Raw genomic sequence first — 15,799 nt, 5'->3', positions numbered from 1 at the left:
TGTGGCAAGGGCTAGAGGCCGGCCTTGACCTCGACGACGCCCGCGTCGGCGTCGATGCGGACCCAATCCCCCGTGCGAATCGCCTCGACCGGGTCGCGGTCGAAACCGGTCATGCTCGGCACGCGGGTGACGACGGCACCCAGCGCGGCCTTCGTGGTGATGTCGGTGAACAGCATCGCCAGCGGCGCGGTACCCATCAGCCGCGTGCTCTGGAAGAACCCGGACCAGCCCGAGGACCCCTTCGCGCCGGGGAAGACCAGGATCTTGCCGGTGAAGCAGACGCCGTAGAGCTCATGGCGCCGTTCGATGATCACGCCCTTCGCCGGGTCGATCCCGCCCCAGCCGGAGATCGTCTCGTGCGAGACGAGCGCCTCGCCCTCGGCGACCCCCGGCACCACCGTCCTGCCGTGCAAGAGGAAGCTCACCGCAGCTCCCCCGTCCACCGGCCGGTGACCGCCGCGTTCACGCAGTCCTCCAGCGTGCCGAACCACGCCTCGATGCCGAGGATCGCGGGCAGGTAGTGGGCCTGCTTGGCCGAGTCGGTCGCGAACACCTTCGTGCCGGGCGGCGCCGAGCGGGACATCGCCGGGCACGAGTCGGACAGCACCTTCCCGCCTGCCTTCTCGATGATCTCGGTGTAGCCGCTGCGGTCCGCGACGACCTTCAGCGCGCGCGGCACCATGATCCACAGCTGCGCCTTCAGCTTGCGCCCTTCCAGTGCCCTCGCGGCGCGCCAGATCTGGTCGACCGAGGCGTGCGGGCAGCCCAGCAGCACGAAGTCGACGTCGGTGTTGCTGCCCTGGGAGTTCAGGTTCTCGTAGATCTGCTCCCGCTCCCGCTGTCCATAGTGGACAGCCTCCGGCAGCTTCGCCGAGCCGAAGGCCGCCTCCACCGTCGGCGCCTCGGGCGTGACGCCGGGGATGTGGTACATCTCGACGCCTCCGCTGGACGCGGCCGCGGCGCCGAAGTGCTTGAGGTCCACCAGTTCCGGCTGCGCGAAGTCCCCGACGACGACCGGGCGCTCCTCCTGCACGAGGTCGCCCGCGAAGTACCCGAGCATGCCCCAGTCCAGGAAGCTCTTGACCGGCACCCGCACGTCGATCAGATGCGTGCCGCGGCGGTTCTCCTCGTGGTGGTTGCCCCAGCACGGGATCTTGCCGGTGAGGCTCGCCGCGCCGGTCGACGCGCCGCCCTCGCAGTTCGTGCGGGCGCCGAGCACCGAGTTGGCGTAGACGACGGCCGAGGACTCCATCCACGCGACGTGCTCGCCGCGCACCGGCAGGTTCCCCACCTGGTACGGCGTGCAGGTGGCGAGGATGTTGACGCCCTTGCGGCCGTAGAAGGACTCGGCGTCGGCCTGCAGCTCGACGTACTGCTTCGGGTACGGCGCGACGCCCACGGAGTCGTCGCTGAACCCGTGCTGCAGCTGACAGGTCGGCACCTTCATCTGCGGGACCTCGAACTCCTCGTCGGAGTCGAGGTTGATCACCGCGTACGCCTTGTCCCAGCCGTGCTCGGCGACCAGCTTCGCCTTCGCGGGCGAGGGCTGGGTCATCGTCCCGGCCACGTTGCGGGTGTCGCAGAGGCGTTCGCAGTCGAGCGCTTCGCCGTAGCGCACCAGCAGATCCATCGCGGCGGCGACGGCGGGGCCCTCGGCCCCGTCGAGCATCGCCTTCTCCTCGTCGGTCAGTTTCACGCCTGCAACTCCCTCTCCGCTACCCGGGCATCGGTGGTGAGACTGTCGATCTCCTTCGTCTCCGGGCCGCTGCGCACGGCGAAGGTCATGAGCACGCCGCCGAGCACGATCAGCACCACCGGGCCGTACGCGTACGGCATCAGGTGGCCCAGTCCCAGCAGCCAGACGCTGTAGAGGCCGGGCAGGATCAGGCCGAACGTGTAGCCGACGCTGTATCCCGTGGAGCGCACGGAAAGCGGGAACCGCTCGTTGAGATAGGTGATCAGCGCGCCGAGCGGCCCCGACGTCAGCGCGTTCGCGATGATCCCCATGACGGCGACCGCGAGGAACCCGGTGCGCGCCTCGGCGAAGTGCACCATCAGCGCGAACGTGAGCGCGGTGACCACGGTGATGGCGACGCCGACCCCGAGCAGCACCTTGCGCCGCCCGATCCGTTGCCCCAGCACCGCGAAGCCGATCACCGAGAAAATAGTGAACACGCTGCCGACGAGCGTGAGCAAGGCGACATTCGTCGCGCTCTGGTGGAGTTCCCCGGTGAGCAGGGAAGGCAGCAGCGACACCGCCATCTGCGCGGCGAACCAGTACCCGGAGGTCAGCAGGAACACCTGGAGGAGCGCTTTCGCGTTGCCCCTGGTGAACAGTTCCCGCACGGGCTGACGCCGCTCCGCACGCCGGGCGGCCCAGTAGCTCTCGTTGCCCTCGCCGACCCGCAGGTAGTGCACGAAGTAGCCGATGCCGAGCAGCACGCCGAGGAAGAACGGGAGCCGCCAGCCCCAGGACAGGAAGTCCGCCTTGGGCAGCTGCCGCAGTGCGAGCACCTGGATCAGGCTGATCACCAGGAACGCGGCGGGCGCCGCGGCCGCGATCAGCCCGCCGACGAGGCCGCGCAGGTGGCGCGGCGAATGCTCGAACGCCAGCGGGATCGGCGCGGCGTACCCGCCGCCGAGGAAGACCCCGTTGACCAGCCGCAGCAGTGCGAACACCACGACCACCGCGATTCCCCAGCTCGAGTAGCCGGGCAGGACGCTGATCAGCAGCGTGCAGGCGGTGAACCCGCCCGCCGAGACGAGCGTGACCCGCTTGCGCCCGACGCGGTCGCTGAGGTTGCCGAACACCAGTCCGCCGATCGGGCGGCCGAGCAGGCTGACGCAGAACAGCAGGGTGGAGACCGTGACCGAGGTCGCCGGGGACATCGAGGGCGGCAGGAAGTAGGTCATCGCCGCCGGGAGGACCAGCGCCGGCAGGTAGACGTCGAAGGTGTCGACGAACATCCCGAACACGCCGCCGGAAATGGACCGTTTCGCTTGGCTGGAAAGGTTCTCCACGTGCTCACTCCCTAACCGCGCAACACTGCGCCTTCCTGAAGCGGCCGGACGACGTGCTGGTAGATCGACAACCACCCGGGCCGGGCCGGCACGGGCGTCCGTGCGAGCCGCGTGCGGCGCTCGGCCAGGACGTCCTCGGGGACGTCGAGGTCTGCCGTGCGGGCGGCGACGTCGATGACGATCCGGTCGCCGTTCTCGACGAGCGCGAGCGGTCCGCCGTCGGCGGCCTCCGGCGAGACCTCGCCGACCACGATCCCCTTGTTCACCAGGCCGGACAGCTGCCCGTCGGTCACCACCGCGACCTTGCCGGTGAGCCCGGCGCCGTCGAGCGCGAACACCGGCCGCGACGCCATTCCCATGCCGGGGCTGCCTTTCGGGCCCTGCCCGCGCAGCACGAGCACGTGCCCCTCGCGGATCTCCCCGTCGCGCAGGCCGGTCATCGCGTCCTCGGGCGAGTCGTAGACGATCGCCCTGCCCTCGAAGGTGAGCCGCCGTTCCTCGGCGACGGCGAGCTTGACGATCCCGGTCGCGGGGGCGAGCGAACCCCGCACCAGGACGACTGCCGGGCGCCTGCCCAGTGGCCGGTCGGCGGGGCGGATGATCTCCGGATCGGCGACCTCGGTGGAGGCCAGGTGCTCTCCCGTGGTGCGGCCGGTAACGGTCAGAGTTTCCTTGTGCAGCAAGCCTTCCAGCTGCTTGAGCACGGCGGCGGCGCCACCGGCGGCCTCGAACTGCTCGATCGAGTGCGGGCCGTTGGGCCGGACCGCGGCGAGCAGCGGCACGTCGTCGGCGAGCCTCTCGAACAGCCCGTAGACATCCACGTCGCACTCGGCTTCGGCGGCGACGGCCTGCAGGTGCTTGACGCAGTTGATCGAACCGCTGATCGCGAGCACGGCCATCACGGCGTTCGCGAAGGCGCCCGGCGTCAGCACGTCCCGCGGCTTCAGCCCGTCGCGCACCAGCTCGACGATGCGCTGCCCCGCGCGCTCGACGGTGTCCCACATCGGCGCGCTGTTCGCCGCCACCGGCGTGCTGCCCGGCAGCGCCATGCCGAGCGCCTCGCAGACGATGTGCATCGAGTTCGCGGTGCCCATCCCGGCACAGACCCCGGCCCCCAGCACGGCGTTCTCGCTCATCTCGGTCAGCTCGTCGACACCGAGCCTGCCCTGCGCGACGTGCCCCGCGGCGAGGAACACGTCCTCGATGTCGCAGTGCTCGCCCCGGAACGTGCCGCACGGCTGGTACCCGCAGGCGACGACGATCGTCGGGATGTTCAGCCGCCCGGCCGCCATCAGCTGCGCGGGCGCGGTCTTGTCACAGGAGGCCAGGCACACCATGCCGTCCAGCAGCGCGCCCTCGACCCCGGCCTCGATGTCGTTCACGATCAGGTCGCGGCTGGCGAGGATGTAGCCGCCGCGCCCGCCCGCGCTGTGGATGAAGTCCGACGGCGCGGTCGTGCGCACCTCGAACCCGATGCCGCCCGCCGCGCGGATGGCATCCTTGGCCCTGCGGGCGATGTCGTCGAGGTGGCTGTAGCAGATCGCGAGGTCCGAGGACGAGTTCACCACGGCGATCTTGGGCTTTTCCATGTCCTCGTCCGACAGCCCGAGCGCGCGCCACTGCGCACGGCGGGTCGCCCAGCGGGACGTGCCCTTCTCGAAGTTGCTGCGCAGCTGCATGGCGTCAGTCCAGGTTCGCCGTGAGCCGGTCGTGCAGCTCGGCGGGCTTGACGTCGTGGACGCTTTCCTTGCCCGCGAGGTCCAGCGCGTGCGCGGCACCGGCGCCCATCGCCGCACACGGGCCCATCACGCGGATGCTGGACAGCGCGGCGGCGTCGCCGTCGACGCAGCGGCCCGCGGCGACGAGGTTGTGCACGTCCGGCGGGAGCATGCTGCGCAGCGGCACGTAGTGCAGGTGGTCGGCCTCGAACAGCTCCCACACGTAGCCCTCGGGCCGGTCGTGCAGCTCGATCGGCCACGCCGTGCGGGCGACCGAGTCCTCGAAGCGGTGCCCGGTGCGCACCTCGTCGAGGGTCAGCTGGTGCACGCCCGCGAGCCAGCGCGTCTGGCGGCGGCCAGGAAAGCCGTACGCGCGCACCTTCGCCTCGCCGAACGCCTTCGGGTACTCCGTGCGCAGGAAGTGCACGACGCGGTCGGCCTGCGCCTTGCCTTCGAGCTGCGCGTCGGAGGCCTCGACCGGGTCGAGCGGCGCCTCGATGTGCGTCATGTTCATGACCGCGGTGTTGCGGCCGGGGAAGAAGAACGCGAGGCCGTCGTGGCGCATCAGGCCGTATTCGCCTGCCTTCGCGTCGACGCGCTCGGCCAGCTCCTTCGCCTCGGGTTTGTGGGTCTCGTCGAGGTGCTCGAGGATGATCTGCTGGGAGCCGTAGATCGTGCGCTCGGGGATCCGGCAGGGCAGCCCGGCCTCCCAGGCCAGCGCCGCGTCGCCGGTCGAGTCCACGAAGCCGGTCGCGCGGACGGTCAGGTTGCCGTATCGGGACGCGAAGGACACCGACTCGATCCGGCCCTCGTGCACCTCGACGTCCTGGATGACCGTGCCGAGCACGACCCGGACGCCCAGCTGACGGATCCGCTCCTCGATCCAGCGGCCGAGGACCACCTCGTCGTACTGCACGGTCATCGTGTGGCCGCGGTTGAAGTGCAGGTCGCCACTCGGGCCGAGGTCGGCGAAGATCTCGTCGAACATGCCGTGGGTGAGCTGCCGGTAGTCCGGCGCGTTGCCGAACACCCCGCAGAACAGGCCGATCAGCGAGTTCACCATCTGCCCGCCGAGCACCGGCAGCGAGTCGATCAGCACGACGTCGCGCCCGAGCTTCGCACTCTCGATCGCCGCCGAGGTGCCCGCGACCCCCGCGCCGACGACACACACGTCGGCGGTGATCTCGTGCACCGGCGCCTGCGCCGGCTTGCGGACTGTCTGAACCTTCAGCTGGGTCAGCGGGTGCGGCATCAACGCTCCTGTCAACAGTGACTGGCTTCACGTCGACACTAGAAACCGTTGTGCCCCTAGAGGAAATAACTCCTTCGGCTACCGACCATCAATCCGGTTTATGGTTCAGCCGCCCAGGATGCCGCCGAGCAGGCCGACCACACTGCCCAGCAGGCCGCCGCCCTTGGGCTGCTCGGTGGGCGTCGTCGGCGTGCTCGTGTGGGCCGCGGGCTGGTGCGGCTGCGTCGTGGTGCTGCCCGTCGGCGGCTCGGACCGCGTCGTCGTGCTGCTGCCCGTCGTCGTGGAGTCCTGCGTCGGCTGCGCGGCCACCGGCGCCTGCCCGGCGGACCCGCTGCGCGCCTGGGCGCCGCTGGATTCGCCGGTGGCGGACTGCGTGCGGTCCGCCGAGGACGTGCCGTCCGCGGCCACCTGGCGCGTCGCGACCTGTCCGATGGACGTGCCGTCGGGCGTCGTCGTCTCGCTGGAGGCCAGGCTCGGCGGGCTGCCCAGCTGGCTCGTCTTCGCCTCGGGCGGGATGTACGGCCCGCCGGCGCCCCCACCCGCGGAGGCGGCGGTGTCGTGCAGTTGACCGGCGCTCAGCGCGGTCACGGCCACGCCGGCCAGCGCGGCGACCCCGGCGGCGAGTGCCCCCACCTTGCTCGCCTTGCGCTTGTTCCACCGGCCCTCACGGCGCAGGAGCTCGACCACCGGGATGCGCTCGGTCGGGGCATCATCGACGGGGTCCTTCACGACGGGCAGCTCCTGCGTAACGCCCTCGCGGCGCAGCAGTTCGGCGACGGTCAACTGCTCGCCGTCGTCACCCCGTCGGGAATTCACCTCGTTACTCGGCACACTCACAACCCCTCGTTCGTCACTGTCCGCAACATACTTAACCGTCGTTACCAGTTCGTTGTCAGTTTAGTGATAAAGATCACATCCAATCGAGAGAACTTTCGACGATGAGTGACATCGAGGTAGCGGAAGTGCCCATCTGGGCAAGGCCGTACCGTGTTTCCGAGGAGGTGAGGTCCATGCCGCGTCGCAACCCGTTCCGCTGGATGTTGCGCTGGGCCGACTGGTTCGAGCAGCGCGGCGTGTACGTGCCCGGCGAGGACAACCACACCGTCGATCCCTGGCGTGATTTCGGCTGGTTGATCGTGGTGTGGCTGATCGCCGTCGGCGGCTTCATCCTGTTCTTCGCGCTCGCGACCTGAGTGACAGCGCTCACCGCCGGTACCGCTCCGATCACAGATCGGCCACAGCCCTACACCAGGTCCGCGTCAACCCCGCGCCACGGCTCGCCGTCACGCGAGAGTCCCGCCAGAGTGGACGAGTCCCGGCAGAAGTGCCTACCCCGAACGGCGCAGCCGGGGCCGACGTGACGAGTAAAGGAAGTTGCCGCTGTGCACACCCCGAGGCACGTCCTGGTCGCGGCTGCCCTTGTCGGGCTGGTCGCGTGTGGCGCGCCCGCACAGACGGAAACCGTCGCCCGGAACGACGTGGGCAGCCCCGCGTTGCAGGCCGCGCCGGCGCCCGCCCAGCAGACGCTCTACTTCGGCGGGCAGTACCGGTTCGCCGATGGGATCACGATCTCGGTGTCGACGCCGAAGTCCTTCCACCCCAGCAGCAGCGCCTATCCGCGCAGCGACCGGGCCGTGGCCTTCGAAATCGCGATCCGCAACGACGGCGATCAGCCGTACCGGCTGTCGGGCCTGTCGGTGTCCGCGACGGTCGACGGCACCGGGGCGAAGCAGGTCGTGGACCCCACGCAGGGCTACAGCGGGATCGTCGACGCGGGCAAGGATCTGCCCATGGGGCGTGACGTCCGGGTGACACTGGCGTTCGCCGTGGCGGAGCAGCAAACCGCGATGAAGCTGTCCCTGCGGCCGACCGCCACCAGCACCGTTGTCGCCGTGTACTGCGGTGCCGCCTGACGGGATACGCTCGCGTCATGCAGCGACTCGCGACCGGTGACCCGGCTCCCGACTTCACCCTGTCCGACAGCGAGGGCAACAAGGTCTCCCTCAGCGATTACCGTGGGCAACGGGTCGTCGTGTACTTCTACCCGGCGGCGATGACACCCGGCTGTACCAAGCAGGCCTGCGACTTCCGGGACAGCCTCGCGCAGCTGAACGGGGCGGGTTACCAGGTGCTGGGGATCTCGCCGGACAAGCCCGAGAAGCTGGCGAAGTTCGTCGCGGCGGAGGAGTTGACTTTCCCGCTGCTGTCCGACCCCGACAAGGCCGTGCTCAACGAGTGGGGCGCGTTCGGGGAGAAGAAGAACTACGGCCGCGTGGTGCAGGGCGTCATCCGCTCGACGTTCGTGGTGGACCCGGAGGGCAAGATCGAGAAGGCGCTGTACAACGTGCGCGCCACCGGCCATGTCGCGAAGCTCTTGAAGGACCTGGCAATCGCGGGTTGAGGTCACCCCAGCCACCCACCACGGCGACCCGGCAACGGCAGCCGAATGCCCGCGCCCAGCCCGCTCCCTAACCCCGATCCCCGCGTCCTTCAGCGGTCGGCACGCCGGGTCAAGGCATCTTTCCCGCCTTGACCCGGCGTGCCGACCGCTGAACGATCAAAAATCGGGGTGGAACGGGCGTAGCCGGACGGGCAGGCTCAAAGATGAGCCAGGAAAAGCCCTGTTACGTCACCTCATGCAGGTGGTCGAGTTGGGTGGTCATCCCGTCGCCTGCGGTCTGTGCATATCACTTTGACCCAGCCCCGCAAGCTTTGTGCTCCCAGCCGCCAGACCCAGCAGATGTTGCGGCCCTGGCTCAAAGTGATGCCGCGAGTTCAGGCGACGGGATGACCACCCAACTCCGGGGTCAGCTGCGCCCCGCCTCCCCGACCGCCCTAAAGGGACTTGTTCCGGTAGGCCTCCACCAGTTGCCGCTCCGCGTCGTCCAGGTAACCTCCCAGCAACCGCTCCGCCTGCGCGCCGTCGCCCTTCTGCAGCGCGGCGACGATCTCCCGGTTCCTTGTCAGATAGGGCTCGTGGAACGGTTGCGGGTCGGCCATCACGTGGAACACCAGGCGCAGCTCCGCGAGCAGGCCACGCATCAGGTCGTCCACCCGCGGGCTGCCCGCGAGACCGCCGACGGCCTGGTGGAACCGGATGTCCGCCGTCCCCAGCTCGCGCCACGCCTGCCGCTCGGCGGCGTCCTCGCCCGCCTCGACCGCCGCCTCCAGGGGGGCCAGCCGCTCCCCCGGCGGGCTCGTGACCTCCCGGACGATCGAGCATTCCACGATCTTGCGCAACCGGTAGAGATCCGCCACGTCCTCGACCGCCAGCATCCGCACGAACACCCCGCGGTTGAGCTCGTGCACCAGCAACCGTTCGTGCGTGAGCAGCCGGAACGCCTCACGCAGCGTGTTGCGCGAGACCCCGAGCGCCCCGCCGATGGCCTCCTCCGACAACCGCGTCCCCGGCGGGAAGTGCCCCTCCGTGATCCGCGTGCGGAGCAGCTCCGCGAGCCGTTCGGCGGTGCTCGTCCGGCCGAGCAGGGAACGATCCGCCTCCAGGCCGGCGATCGGATCCAGGGCTAGGGCGTCGGTGCGCAAAGCGGCCTCCGGGGTATTACGAGAGTGGCAACGGCCAGTTAACCAGCAGGAAGGAAACTCGTTCAACGTGCTTCGGCGTCTCTTGGAATGTGATCCAGCGAGAGTATTGACTGATCGTTGAACAATCCTTAGCTTAGGAGATTCCCCTAATCGCCTGATCGGATACCGCGATGACCGAACCTCCTCCCGACCGGAAGTCCCTCCGGCGCGCGTTCGCGGCGAGCCTGTCCGGGACGACGCTCGAGTACTACGACTTCGCCGTCTACTCGGTGGCCTCGGCGACCATCCTCGGCAAGCTGTTCTTCCCCTCCTCGGACGAGCTGGCGGGAACGATGCTGGCGTTCTCCACGTACGCCGTCGGCTACGTGTCGCGACCCTTCGGCGGGTTCCTGTTCGGCCGCCTCGGCGACATCCTGGGCCGCAAGCAGGTCCTGGTGTTCACCCTCCTGCTCACGGGCATCGCGACGTTCCTCATCGGCGTGCTGCCCACGCACGCCGCGTTGGGCGGCGGCGCTGCCGTTCTGCTGGTGCTGCTGCGCTTCGCACAGGGCGTCGGTGTCGGCGGCGAGTGGGGCGGCGCGGTCCTGCTGTCGAGCGAGTTCGGCGATCCGAAGCGCCGGGGGTTCTGGGCTTCGGCCGCTCAGATCGGCCCGCCCGCGGGCACGCTGCTGGCCAACGGCGTGCTGCCCCTGCTCGCGTTGATCCTGACCACCGCCCAGTTCGAGTCCTGGGGCTGGCGGATCGCGTTCCTGCTTTCGGGCGTGCTCGTGCTGTTCGGCCTGTGGTTGCGGCTGCGGCTGGAAGAGACCCCGGTGTTCCGCGAGATCGCGGCCCGTGGCGAACGGCCGAAGGCGCCGGTCCGGGAGGTCCTCCGGGAGGAGCCACGGGCCCTGGTCACCGGCATCCTCGTGCGCATCTGCCCCGACGTTCTCTACTCCTTGTTCACCGTCTTCGTGCTGACGTACATGACCACGAAACTGCACATGCCCAAGAGCGACGGCACGATCGCGGTGATGATCGGCTCGGCCTGCCAGCTGTTCCTGATGCCCGCCTTCGGCGCGCTGTCGGACCGGCTGAGCCGGCGCACCATGTACCTCGTGGGCACGATCGCCGCCGCCGTCTGGCCGTTCGTGTTCTTCCCGCTGGCCGGCACGCGCTCGTTCGCCGTGATCATCGTCGGCGTCGTGGTCGCGCTGGCGATCCACGCGCTGCTCTACGGCCCGCAGGCGGCGCTGATCACCGAGCAGTTCTCCGCCCGGCTGCGTTACACCGGGAGCTCGCTCGCCTACACCCTGGCCGGCGTGGTCGGCGGTGCCGTCGCGCCGCTGGTGTTCACCGCACTGCTCGCCGGGTTCGGCACCTGGGTGGTCGTGGCGCTGTACCTGGCGTTCACCGGCGTCCTCACCCTCGTCGGCGTGCTGCTGAGCCGGGTCGCGCGCGAAACGCCGGAGCCGGTGGGAGCACGGCCATGAGGACCGACCTGAACTGCGACGCGGCCGACCGCACGCTGCTGCATCTCGTCACCGCCGCCGACGTGCCGTGCGGCGGGCGCCCCCGCTCGCTGCGCGAGATGTGCGAGGCGGCGGTCAAGCGAGGGGTGGCGGTGGTCGAGGCGATCTGGCAGTACGACCCGAAACTGCCCGTGCTCGGCCGGACGGGGTCGCGGCTTCTCAGGCACGCCACGGAAACCGGGCTCACCACGGTCGCCGTTTCCCGACCGCGCGTACCGGCCCGACGGGATGCCGATGTGCGGAGACCCGCTGTCCGATCGCGACGAGATCGCCTGGCGCTGCGTCCGCCTTGTCACCCGAGGGGAGATCGTCGCCGTGGACGGCAGCGTCATCCCGTTGCGGGCCGACTCGCTCTACCTGCGCGGGGACACCTCGAGCGCGGTGCGCGCCGCGCTCGACGCCGTGGGCGTCGAGCTGCGGAGCTTCGCCTAGAGGGCCCGCAGCTGCGGCAACAACGCGCGCAGCGCGCGGCCGCGGTGCGACACGGCGTCCTTCTCGGCCGGGTCGAGCTCCGCGGAGGTCCGGGTCTCCCCCTCGGGCACGAAGATCGGGTCGTAGCCGAAACCGTTGGCACCACGGGGTTTCCGGGTCAACGTGCCACGCCACTCACCCCGCACGACGGTCTCCTCGCCATCCGGTACGACGAGCGCGGCGGCACACACGAACGCCGCGCCCATCCGCTCGTCCGGCGTGTCGGAGGTCTGCGCCAGCACCAGTTCCAGGTTCGCCTGGTCGTCGCCGTGCCGCCCCGCCCACCGCGCGGACAGGACCCCGGGCATACCGTTGAGGGCGTCGACCGCGATACCGGAGTCGTCGGCCACCGAGACCAGACCGGTCGCCTTCGCCGCGTCCCGCGCCTTCGCGAGGGCGTTCTCCTCGAACGTCGCCCCGGTCTCCGGCGCCTCGTCGAACTCCTCGACGTCCGCGAGCCCGATCACCTCGACCCCCGAAACGCCCTCGGCCTCGAGGATCCGGCGCAGCTCGCCGAGCTTCTTCGCGTTGCGGGTGGCCAGCAGTACCCGCGTCACTTCGAGCCCTTCGACTTCTTGCCGGTGCGCGGCTCGGGCAGCTCGCTGGGGTAGGCCTCTTCGAGCGCGGCGGTCTGCTTGCGGGTCAGCTCCTCGCAGCCGGCCAGCGCCATGTCCAGCATCTTGTCCAAAGTGGACCGCGTGAAGGTGGCGCCCTCGCCGGTGCCCTGCACCTCGATGAGCGTCCCCGCGTCGGTGGCCACCACGTTCAGGTCGACCTCGGCGCGCGAGTCCTCCTCGTAGGGCAGGTCCAGGCGCACGCGCCCGTCGACGACACCGACGCTGATCGCGGACACCATCGCCGACAACGGCTTCGGGTCGGCGAGACGGCCGGCCGCGGCGAGCCAGGTGACGGCGTCGTGCAGCGCGACGTAACCGCCGGTGATCGCGGCCGTGCGGGTGCCGCCGTCGGCCTGGATGACGTCGCAGTCGAGGTGGATGGTGTTCTCCCCGAGCGCGGACAGGTCGATGCAGGCCCGCAGCGAACGGCCGATGAGCCGGCTGATCTCGTGCGTGCGGCCGCCGATCCGGCCCTTGACCGACTCGCGGTCGCCGCGGTCGTGGGTGGCGGAGGGCAGCATGGCGTACTCCGCCGTGACCCAGCCGAGGCCGGAGCCCGTCCGCCAGCGCGGGACGCCCTCGGTCGCGCTCGCCGCGCACAGCACCCGGGTCTTGCCGAACTCGATCAGCACCGAGCCGGCCGGCCAGTCCTGGAACCCCCGGGTGATCCTGACCTCGCGGAGCTCGTCGTCGTTCCTACCGTCTTTACGTGCCACGAGTGCAGAGTAGAGCCCTCGTCACACCTCGTACCTGCCACCCTGTTCGACGAGCACCGCGCCGGGGAACTCGGCTTCGGCCTCGGCCAGGATCGCGGCGCGGTCGCTCCACGGCGCCACGTGCGTCAGCAACAGCCGCCCGGCACCGGCCCGGCGGGCCAGGGCCCCGGCCTGCTTCCCGGACAGGTGCACCCCCGGCGGCCGGTCGGGCGAGTCGGTCCAGGTCGCCTCCGCCAGCAGGACGTCGGCGCCACGGGCGAGCTCGTCGAGGCTGTCGCAGGGCCCGGTGTCACCGGTGTAGGCCAGCGTCCGGCCGCCGTGGCTGACGCGCAGCCCGAACGCCTCGGTCGGATGGTTCACCGGGATCGCGCGCAGCTCGAACGGCCCGAGCCGGGCAGTGTCCCCGTTGAGGGTGTGAAACGAGTAGGTGTCCGAAAGGTCTGTTTCGGCGAGCTCGACGTCGTTGGGCGCGTATGCCTTCGCCAGCCGCAGCGGCGCGTTCTCGGGCGCGTGCACGGGAAGCCGGCGCGCGGAGACGTCGAAGGGCGGGTGCGGGTGGTAGCGGCGCAGCACGGTGAGTGCGCCGAAGTCCGCACAGTGGTCGGGGTGCAGGTGCGAGAGCACGAGCGCGCCGAGGTCGAACGGGTCGTGCCGCGCCTGCAGCTCGGCGAAGGTGCCGTTGCCGAGCTCCAGGCCCAGCAGGAAGCCCTCGGCCTCGAGGAGGTAGCCCGACGCGGCCTTGCCCGGGCCCGGGATGCTGCCCGAGCAGCCCAGAATCGTCAGTCGCACGAGCGCCACCCTGCCACGTCAGCGGGTCGCGGGCGAAAGGACGTCGGGCGCGAACCCCATGAACCGCTGCGCCAGCCGCGCGAACGGCTCGGGCGACCCGGTCGCGATGAACTCGTGCCGCGGGCTGTCCTCGCGTTCGGTCAGCAGGTCCCGTTCGGTCAGCACGCGCACCACGTCCTTGGCCGTCTCCTCGGCGCTGGACACGAGCGTGACGTCGGGCCCCATGACGATCTGCAGCACGCCGCCGAGCAGCGGGTAGTGCGTGCAGCCGAGCACGAGCGTGTCGACCTCCGCGCGCAGCAACGGTTCCAGATATCCCTGCGCCAGGCCGAGTATCTGGCGCCCGGAGGTGATCCCGCGCTCGACGAAGTCGACGAAGCGCGGGCAGGCGACACTCGTGACCGTGACGTCGCGGGCGGCGGCGAAGGCGTCGTCGTACGCGCGGGATCGGACGGTGCCCTCGGTGCCGATCACGCCGATGCGGCCGGAGTGCGTCGCCGTGACGGCCCGTCGCACGGCGGGCAGCACGACCTCGATGACCGGCACGTCGTAGCGCTCGCGTGCGTCGCGCAGGCACGCGGCCGAAGCGGTGTTGCACGCGATCACGAGGGCTTTGACTCCCCCGGCGACCAGCTCGTCCAGCGCGGCCAGCGTCAGCTCGCGGGCCCGGGCGATGGGCAGCGGCCCGTAGGGGTTGTGCGCGGTGTCGCCGACGTAGCGGAGCTGCTCGTGCGGAAGCTGTTCGAGGATCGCGCGGGCGACGGTCAACCCGCCGACGCCGGAGTCGAAAACACCGATCGGACCTTCGCGAGTGATCACACTTGCAGGTTACTAGCGGCCTTTCGTGCCTTCGCCCGGTCGGCACTCGCGGCGAGCCACGCCGCCACGATCCCGCCGAGTGCGCCGAAGACGTGCGCCTGCCAGGAGATGCCCGGGTTGCCGGGTAGCAGGCCCCAGAGGGTGCCGCCCCAGATGAGCAGCAGCCCCGCGGCGACGGCCAGTTGCCCGAACGAGCGGTTGAACAGGCCGCGGACCAGCAGGTACGCGAGCCAGCCGAAGGCGAGACCGGAGGCGCCGATCGTGGACGTGCCGCTGCCGGCGGTGAGCCAGACGCCCAGGCCGCTGACCACCCAGATGAGTGCGGTCACCGCGATCCACCTGGTGAGCCCGGACGCCATCGCGAGGAAGCCGAACAGCAGTACGGGGATGGTGTTGCTGAACAGGTGCGCCCAGCTACCGTGCAGCAGCGGCGCCCATACGACGCCGTCGAGCCCGGACAGCGTTCTCGGCACGACGCCCTCGCTGTCGAGCCGGTGGTGCAACCCGGTGTCGACGAGCTCGACCAGGTACATCAGCACGGTGAAGGCGAGCACGACGATGCCCGCCGACTTGTATTTGACCGGCAGGATCCGCTTGGCGGGGTCCGTGGGGGCAGGCAAGGTGCTCATGCCTTCGACGGTAATGAGCCGTGGCCGGGACGACCTCGGGTGAAAACCCTGAATTCAACGGCGACCCGGGGTGAGCTTTCGGTTGCTGGGCGTTGACGCCACGCTTACCTGACGGAAACAGCGGCTCGATTGTCTGGTCGGGCATTCCCACCATGGAGCCGGAGGACATCGTGACCAGCATCTACGAGCAGATCGGCGGTCAGGAAGCACTGATCGCGGTCGTCGACGACTTCTACGACCGGGTGCTGGCGGACCCGGAACTCGCGGTGTTCTTCAAGGGCACCAACATGCCACGCTTGAAGGGCATGCAGGTCGAGTTCTTCGCCGCCGCGCTGGGCGGCCCGGACGAATACCGGGGGCGGTCGATGAAGGAGGTCCACCGGGGTCGCGGCATCGCGCAGCGGCACTTCGATCTGGTGGCCAAGCACCTGATCGACGCCCTGAGCGGAGCGGGCGTCCCCCAGGAAACGGTGGACACGATCATCGGCGCGATCGCCCCCCTGGCCGACGACATCGTCTCGACCAGCGCGGCTTAGGTTCGGGGGCAGTGGTTACCAGTCGCGGCGACCCACCTGCCCGGTAAACCCGACAGCTCTCACCCACCGCCCAAGGTGAACCCGGCAACGCCCAACCACCACCCAAGGTGAACCCGGCAACGCCCAGCCACCCACGCACGGCGAACCCGGCAACGGCAGCCACGAATGCCCGCGCCC

General features: G+C 70.1%; 18 protein-coding genes. 6 read left to right on the top strand and 12 right to left on the bottom strand.

All coding sequences use genetic code 11. The features are described from left to right. Positions 1–11: 11 nt before the first annotated feature. The 6 genes from LWP59_RS07000 to LWP59_RS06975 all read right to left on the bottom strand — a co-directional run bounded on the left by LWP59_RS07000 (position 12) and on the right by LWP59_RS06975 (position 6,828). Positions 12–425 carry an aconitase X swivel domain-containing protein gene (locus tag LWP59_RS07000; RefSeq protein ID WP_229857820.1) on the bottom strand — a complete coding sequence of 138 codons (414 nt, stop codon included), beginning with the start codon at positions 423–425 and terminating at the stop codon, positions 12–14. Then, a complete protein-coding gene (locus LWP59_RS06995; protein WP_144641050.1) occupies positions 422–1,696 on the bottom strand; it encodes an aconitase X in 1,275 nt (424 codons plus the stop codon). The genes LWP59_RS07000 and LWP59_RS06995 overlap by 4 nt, the downstream gene beginning before the upstream one ends. Continuing rightward, the gene (locus tag LWP59_RS06990; protein WP_229857822.1) at positions 1,693–3,021 is read right to left on the bottom strand and encodes an MFS transporter; all 1,329 of its coding nucleotides are present in this window, start codon (positions 3,019–3,021) and stop codon (positions 1,693–1,695) included. The genes LWP59_RS06995 and LWP59_RS06990 overlap by 4 nt, the downstream gene beginning before the upstream one ends. Positions 3,022–3,032: 11 nt before the next feature. Continuing rightward, the gene (gene ilvD, locus LWP59_RS06985) at positions 3,033–4,700 is read right to left on the bottom strand and encodes a dihydroxy-acid dehydratase (protein ID WP_144641052.1); all 1,668 of its coding nucleotides are present in this window, start codon (positions 4,698–4,700) and stop codon (positions 3,033–3,035) included. Positions 4,701–4,704: 4 nt separating this feature from the next. Further along, positions 4,705–5,991 (bottom strand): FAD-dependent oxidoreductase, encoded by a 1,287-nt coding sequence (locus LWP59_RS06980; RefSeq protein WP_144641055.1) that lies wholly within the window; start codon positions 5,989–5,991, stop codon positions 4,705–4,707. Between the two features lie 105 nt (positions 5,992–6,096). Then, the gene (locus LWP59_RS06975; protein ID WP_229857824.1) at positions 6,097–6,828 is read right to left on the bottom strand and encodes a hypothetical protein; all 732 of its coding nucleotides are present in this window, start codon (positions 6,826–6,828) and stop codon (positions 6,097–6,099) included. A gap of 173 nt (positions 6,829–7,001) precedes the next feature. On the opposite strand from LWP59_RS06975, the gene LWP59_RS06970 reads away from it, so the two are divergent. The 3 genes from LWP59_RS06970 (at position 7,002) to bcp (ending at position 8,392) form a co-directional block, all read left to right on the top strand. Further along, complete coding sequence (locus LWP59_RS06970; protein WP_144641058.1) at positions 7,002–7,184, top strand: hypothetical protein; 183 nt, start codon at positions 7,002–7,004, stop codon at positions 7,182–7,184. A 189-nt stretch (positions 7,185–7,373) separates the two neighbouring features. Beyond that, positions 7,374–7,904, top strand: coding sequence for a hypothetical protein (locus tag LWP59_RS06965; RefSeq protein WP_229857826.1), 531 nt, complete (start codon positions 7,374–7,376; stop codon positions 7,902–7,904). Positions 7,905–7,921: 17 nt separating this feature from the next. After that, on the top strand, positions 7,922–8,392 hold the full coding sequence (gene bcp, locus LWP59_RS06960) for a thioredoxin-dependent thiol peroxidase (RefSeq protein ID WP_144641062.1): 471 nt from the start codon (positions 7,922–7,924) through the stop codon (positions 8,390–8,392). A 434-nt stretch (positions 8,393–8,826) separates the two neighbouring features. Here bcp and LWP59_RS06955 read toward each other — a convergent pair whose 3' ends face one another. After that, entirely contained in the window at positions 8,827–9,534 is a 708-nt protein-coding gene (locus LWP59_RS06955) for a GntR family transcriptional regulator (protein WP_144640057.1), read from the bottom strand. A gap of 170 nt (positions 9,535–9,704) precedes the next feature. Between LWP59_RS06955 and LWP59_RS06950 the strand changes: the two genes are divergently transcribed. After that, complete coding sequence (locus LWP59_RS06950; RefSeq protein WP_144640060.1) at positions 9,705–11,006, top strand: MFS transporter; 1,302 nt, start codon at positions 9,705–9,707, stop codon at positions 11,004–11,006. A 273-nt stretch (positions 11,007–11,279) separates the two neighbouring features. After that, entirely contained in the window at positions 11,280–11,477 is a 198-nt protein-coding gene (locus tag LWP59_RS06945) for a LamB/YcsF family protein (RefSeq protein WP_229857828.1), read from the top strand. On the opposite strand, the gene rdgB is transcribed toward LWP59_RS06945, so the two are convergent. Genes rdgB through LWP59_RS06920 form a run of 5 tightly spaced genes read right to left on the bottom strand, consistent with a single transcriptional unit; the run spans position 11,474 to position 15,086 of the window. Next, positions 11,474–12,073, bottom strand: a complete 600-nt coding sequence (rdgB, locus tag LWP59_RS06940) for an RdgB/HAM1 family non-canonical purine NTP pyrophosphatase (protein WP_144640063.1) — start codon at positions 12,071–12,073, stop codon at positions 11,474–11,476. The two genes, LWP59_RS06945 and rdgB, sit on opposite strands and share 4 nt — an antisense overlap. Continuing rightward, positions 12,070–12,849 carry a ribonuclease PH gene (rph, locus tag LWP59_RS06935; RefSeq protein ID WP_144640066.1) on the bottom strand — a complete coding sequence of 260 codons (780 nt, stop codon included), beginning with the start codon at positions 12,847–12,849 and terminating at the stop codon, positions 12,070–12,072. Before rph ends, rdgB begins: the two co-directional genes overlap by 4 nt. Positions 12,850–12,870: 21 nt before the next feature. Then, positions 12,871–13,638, bottom strand: coding sequence for an MBL fold metallo-hydrolase (locus LWP59_RS06930; protein WP_144640070.1), 768 nt, complete (start codon positions 13,636–13,638; stop codon positions 12,871–12,873). An 18-nt stretch (positions 13,639–13,656) separates the two neighbouring features. After that, a complete protein-coding gene (gene murI / locus LWP59_RS06925; protein WP_144640073.1) occupies positions 13,657–14,457 on the bottom strand; it encodes a glutamate racemase in 801 nt (266 codons plus the stop codon). After that, positions 14,454–15,086 carry a rhomboid family intramembrane serine protease gene (locus LWP59_RS06920; protein ID WP_144640076.1) on the bottom strand — a complete coding sequence of 211 codons (633 nt, stop codon included), beginning with the start codon at positions 15,084–15,086 and terminating at the stop codon, positions 14,454–14,456. The genes murI and LWP59_RS06920 overlap by 4 nt, the downstream gene beginning before the upstream one ends. Before the next feature lie 170 nt (positions 15,087–15,256). On the opposite strand from LWP59_RS06920, the gene LWP59_RS06915 reads away from it, so the two are divergent. Then, a complete protein-coding gene (locus LWP59_RS06915) occupies positions 15,257–15,622 on the top strand; it encodes a group I truncated hemoglobin (RefSeq protein WP_144640284.1) in 366 nt (121 codons plus the stop codon). Positions 15,623–15,799 lie beyond the last annotated feature (177 nt).

The sequence above is a fragment of the Amycolatopsis acidiphila genome (genome assembly GCF_021391495.1).
Lineage (GTDB): Bacteria > Actinomycetota > Actinomycetes > Mycobacteriales > Pseudonocardiaceae > Amycolatopsis_E > Amycolatopsis_E acidiphila.
Note: the sequence above shows the minus strand (reverse complement) of the source record. Positions and strands in the feature narration are given on the sequence as shown.

What these genes read in the sequence shown, in the direction of transcription:
- ilvD (WP_144641052.1), bottom strand. Translation starts at nt 4,700, where the DNA reads ATGCAGCTGCGCAGCAACTTCGAGAAGGGCACGTCCCGCTGGGCGACC.
- LWP59_RS06980 (WP_144641055.1), bottom strand. Translation starts at nt 5,991, where the DNA reads ATGCCGCACCCGCTGACCCAGCTGAAGGTTCAGACAGTCCGCAAGCCG.
- LWP59_RS06970 (WP_144641058.1), top strand. Translation starts at nt 7,002, where the DNA reads ATGCCGCGTCGCAACCCGTTCCGCTGGATGTTGCGCTGGGCCGACTGG.
- bcp (WP_144641062.1), top strand. Translation starts at nt 7,922, where the DNA reads ATGCAGCGACTCGCGACCGGTGACCCGGCTCCCGACTTCACCCTGTCC.
- LWP59_RS06950 (WP_144640060.1), top strand. Translation starts at nt 9,705, where the DNA reads ATGACCGAACCTCCTCCCGACCGGAAGTCCCTCCGGCGCGCGTTCGCG.
- LWP59_RS06945 (WP_229857828.1), top strand. Translation starts at nt 11,280, where the DNA reads ATGTGCGGAGACCCGCTGTCCGATCGCGACGAGATCGCCTGGCGCTGC.
- LWP59_RS06920 (WP_144640076.1), bottom strand. Translation starts at nt 15,086, where the DNA reads ATGAGCACCTTGCCTGCCCCCACGGACCCCGCCAAGCGGATCCTGCCG.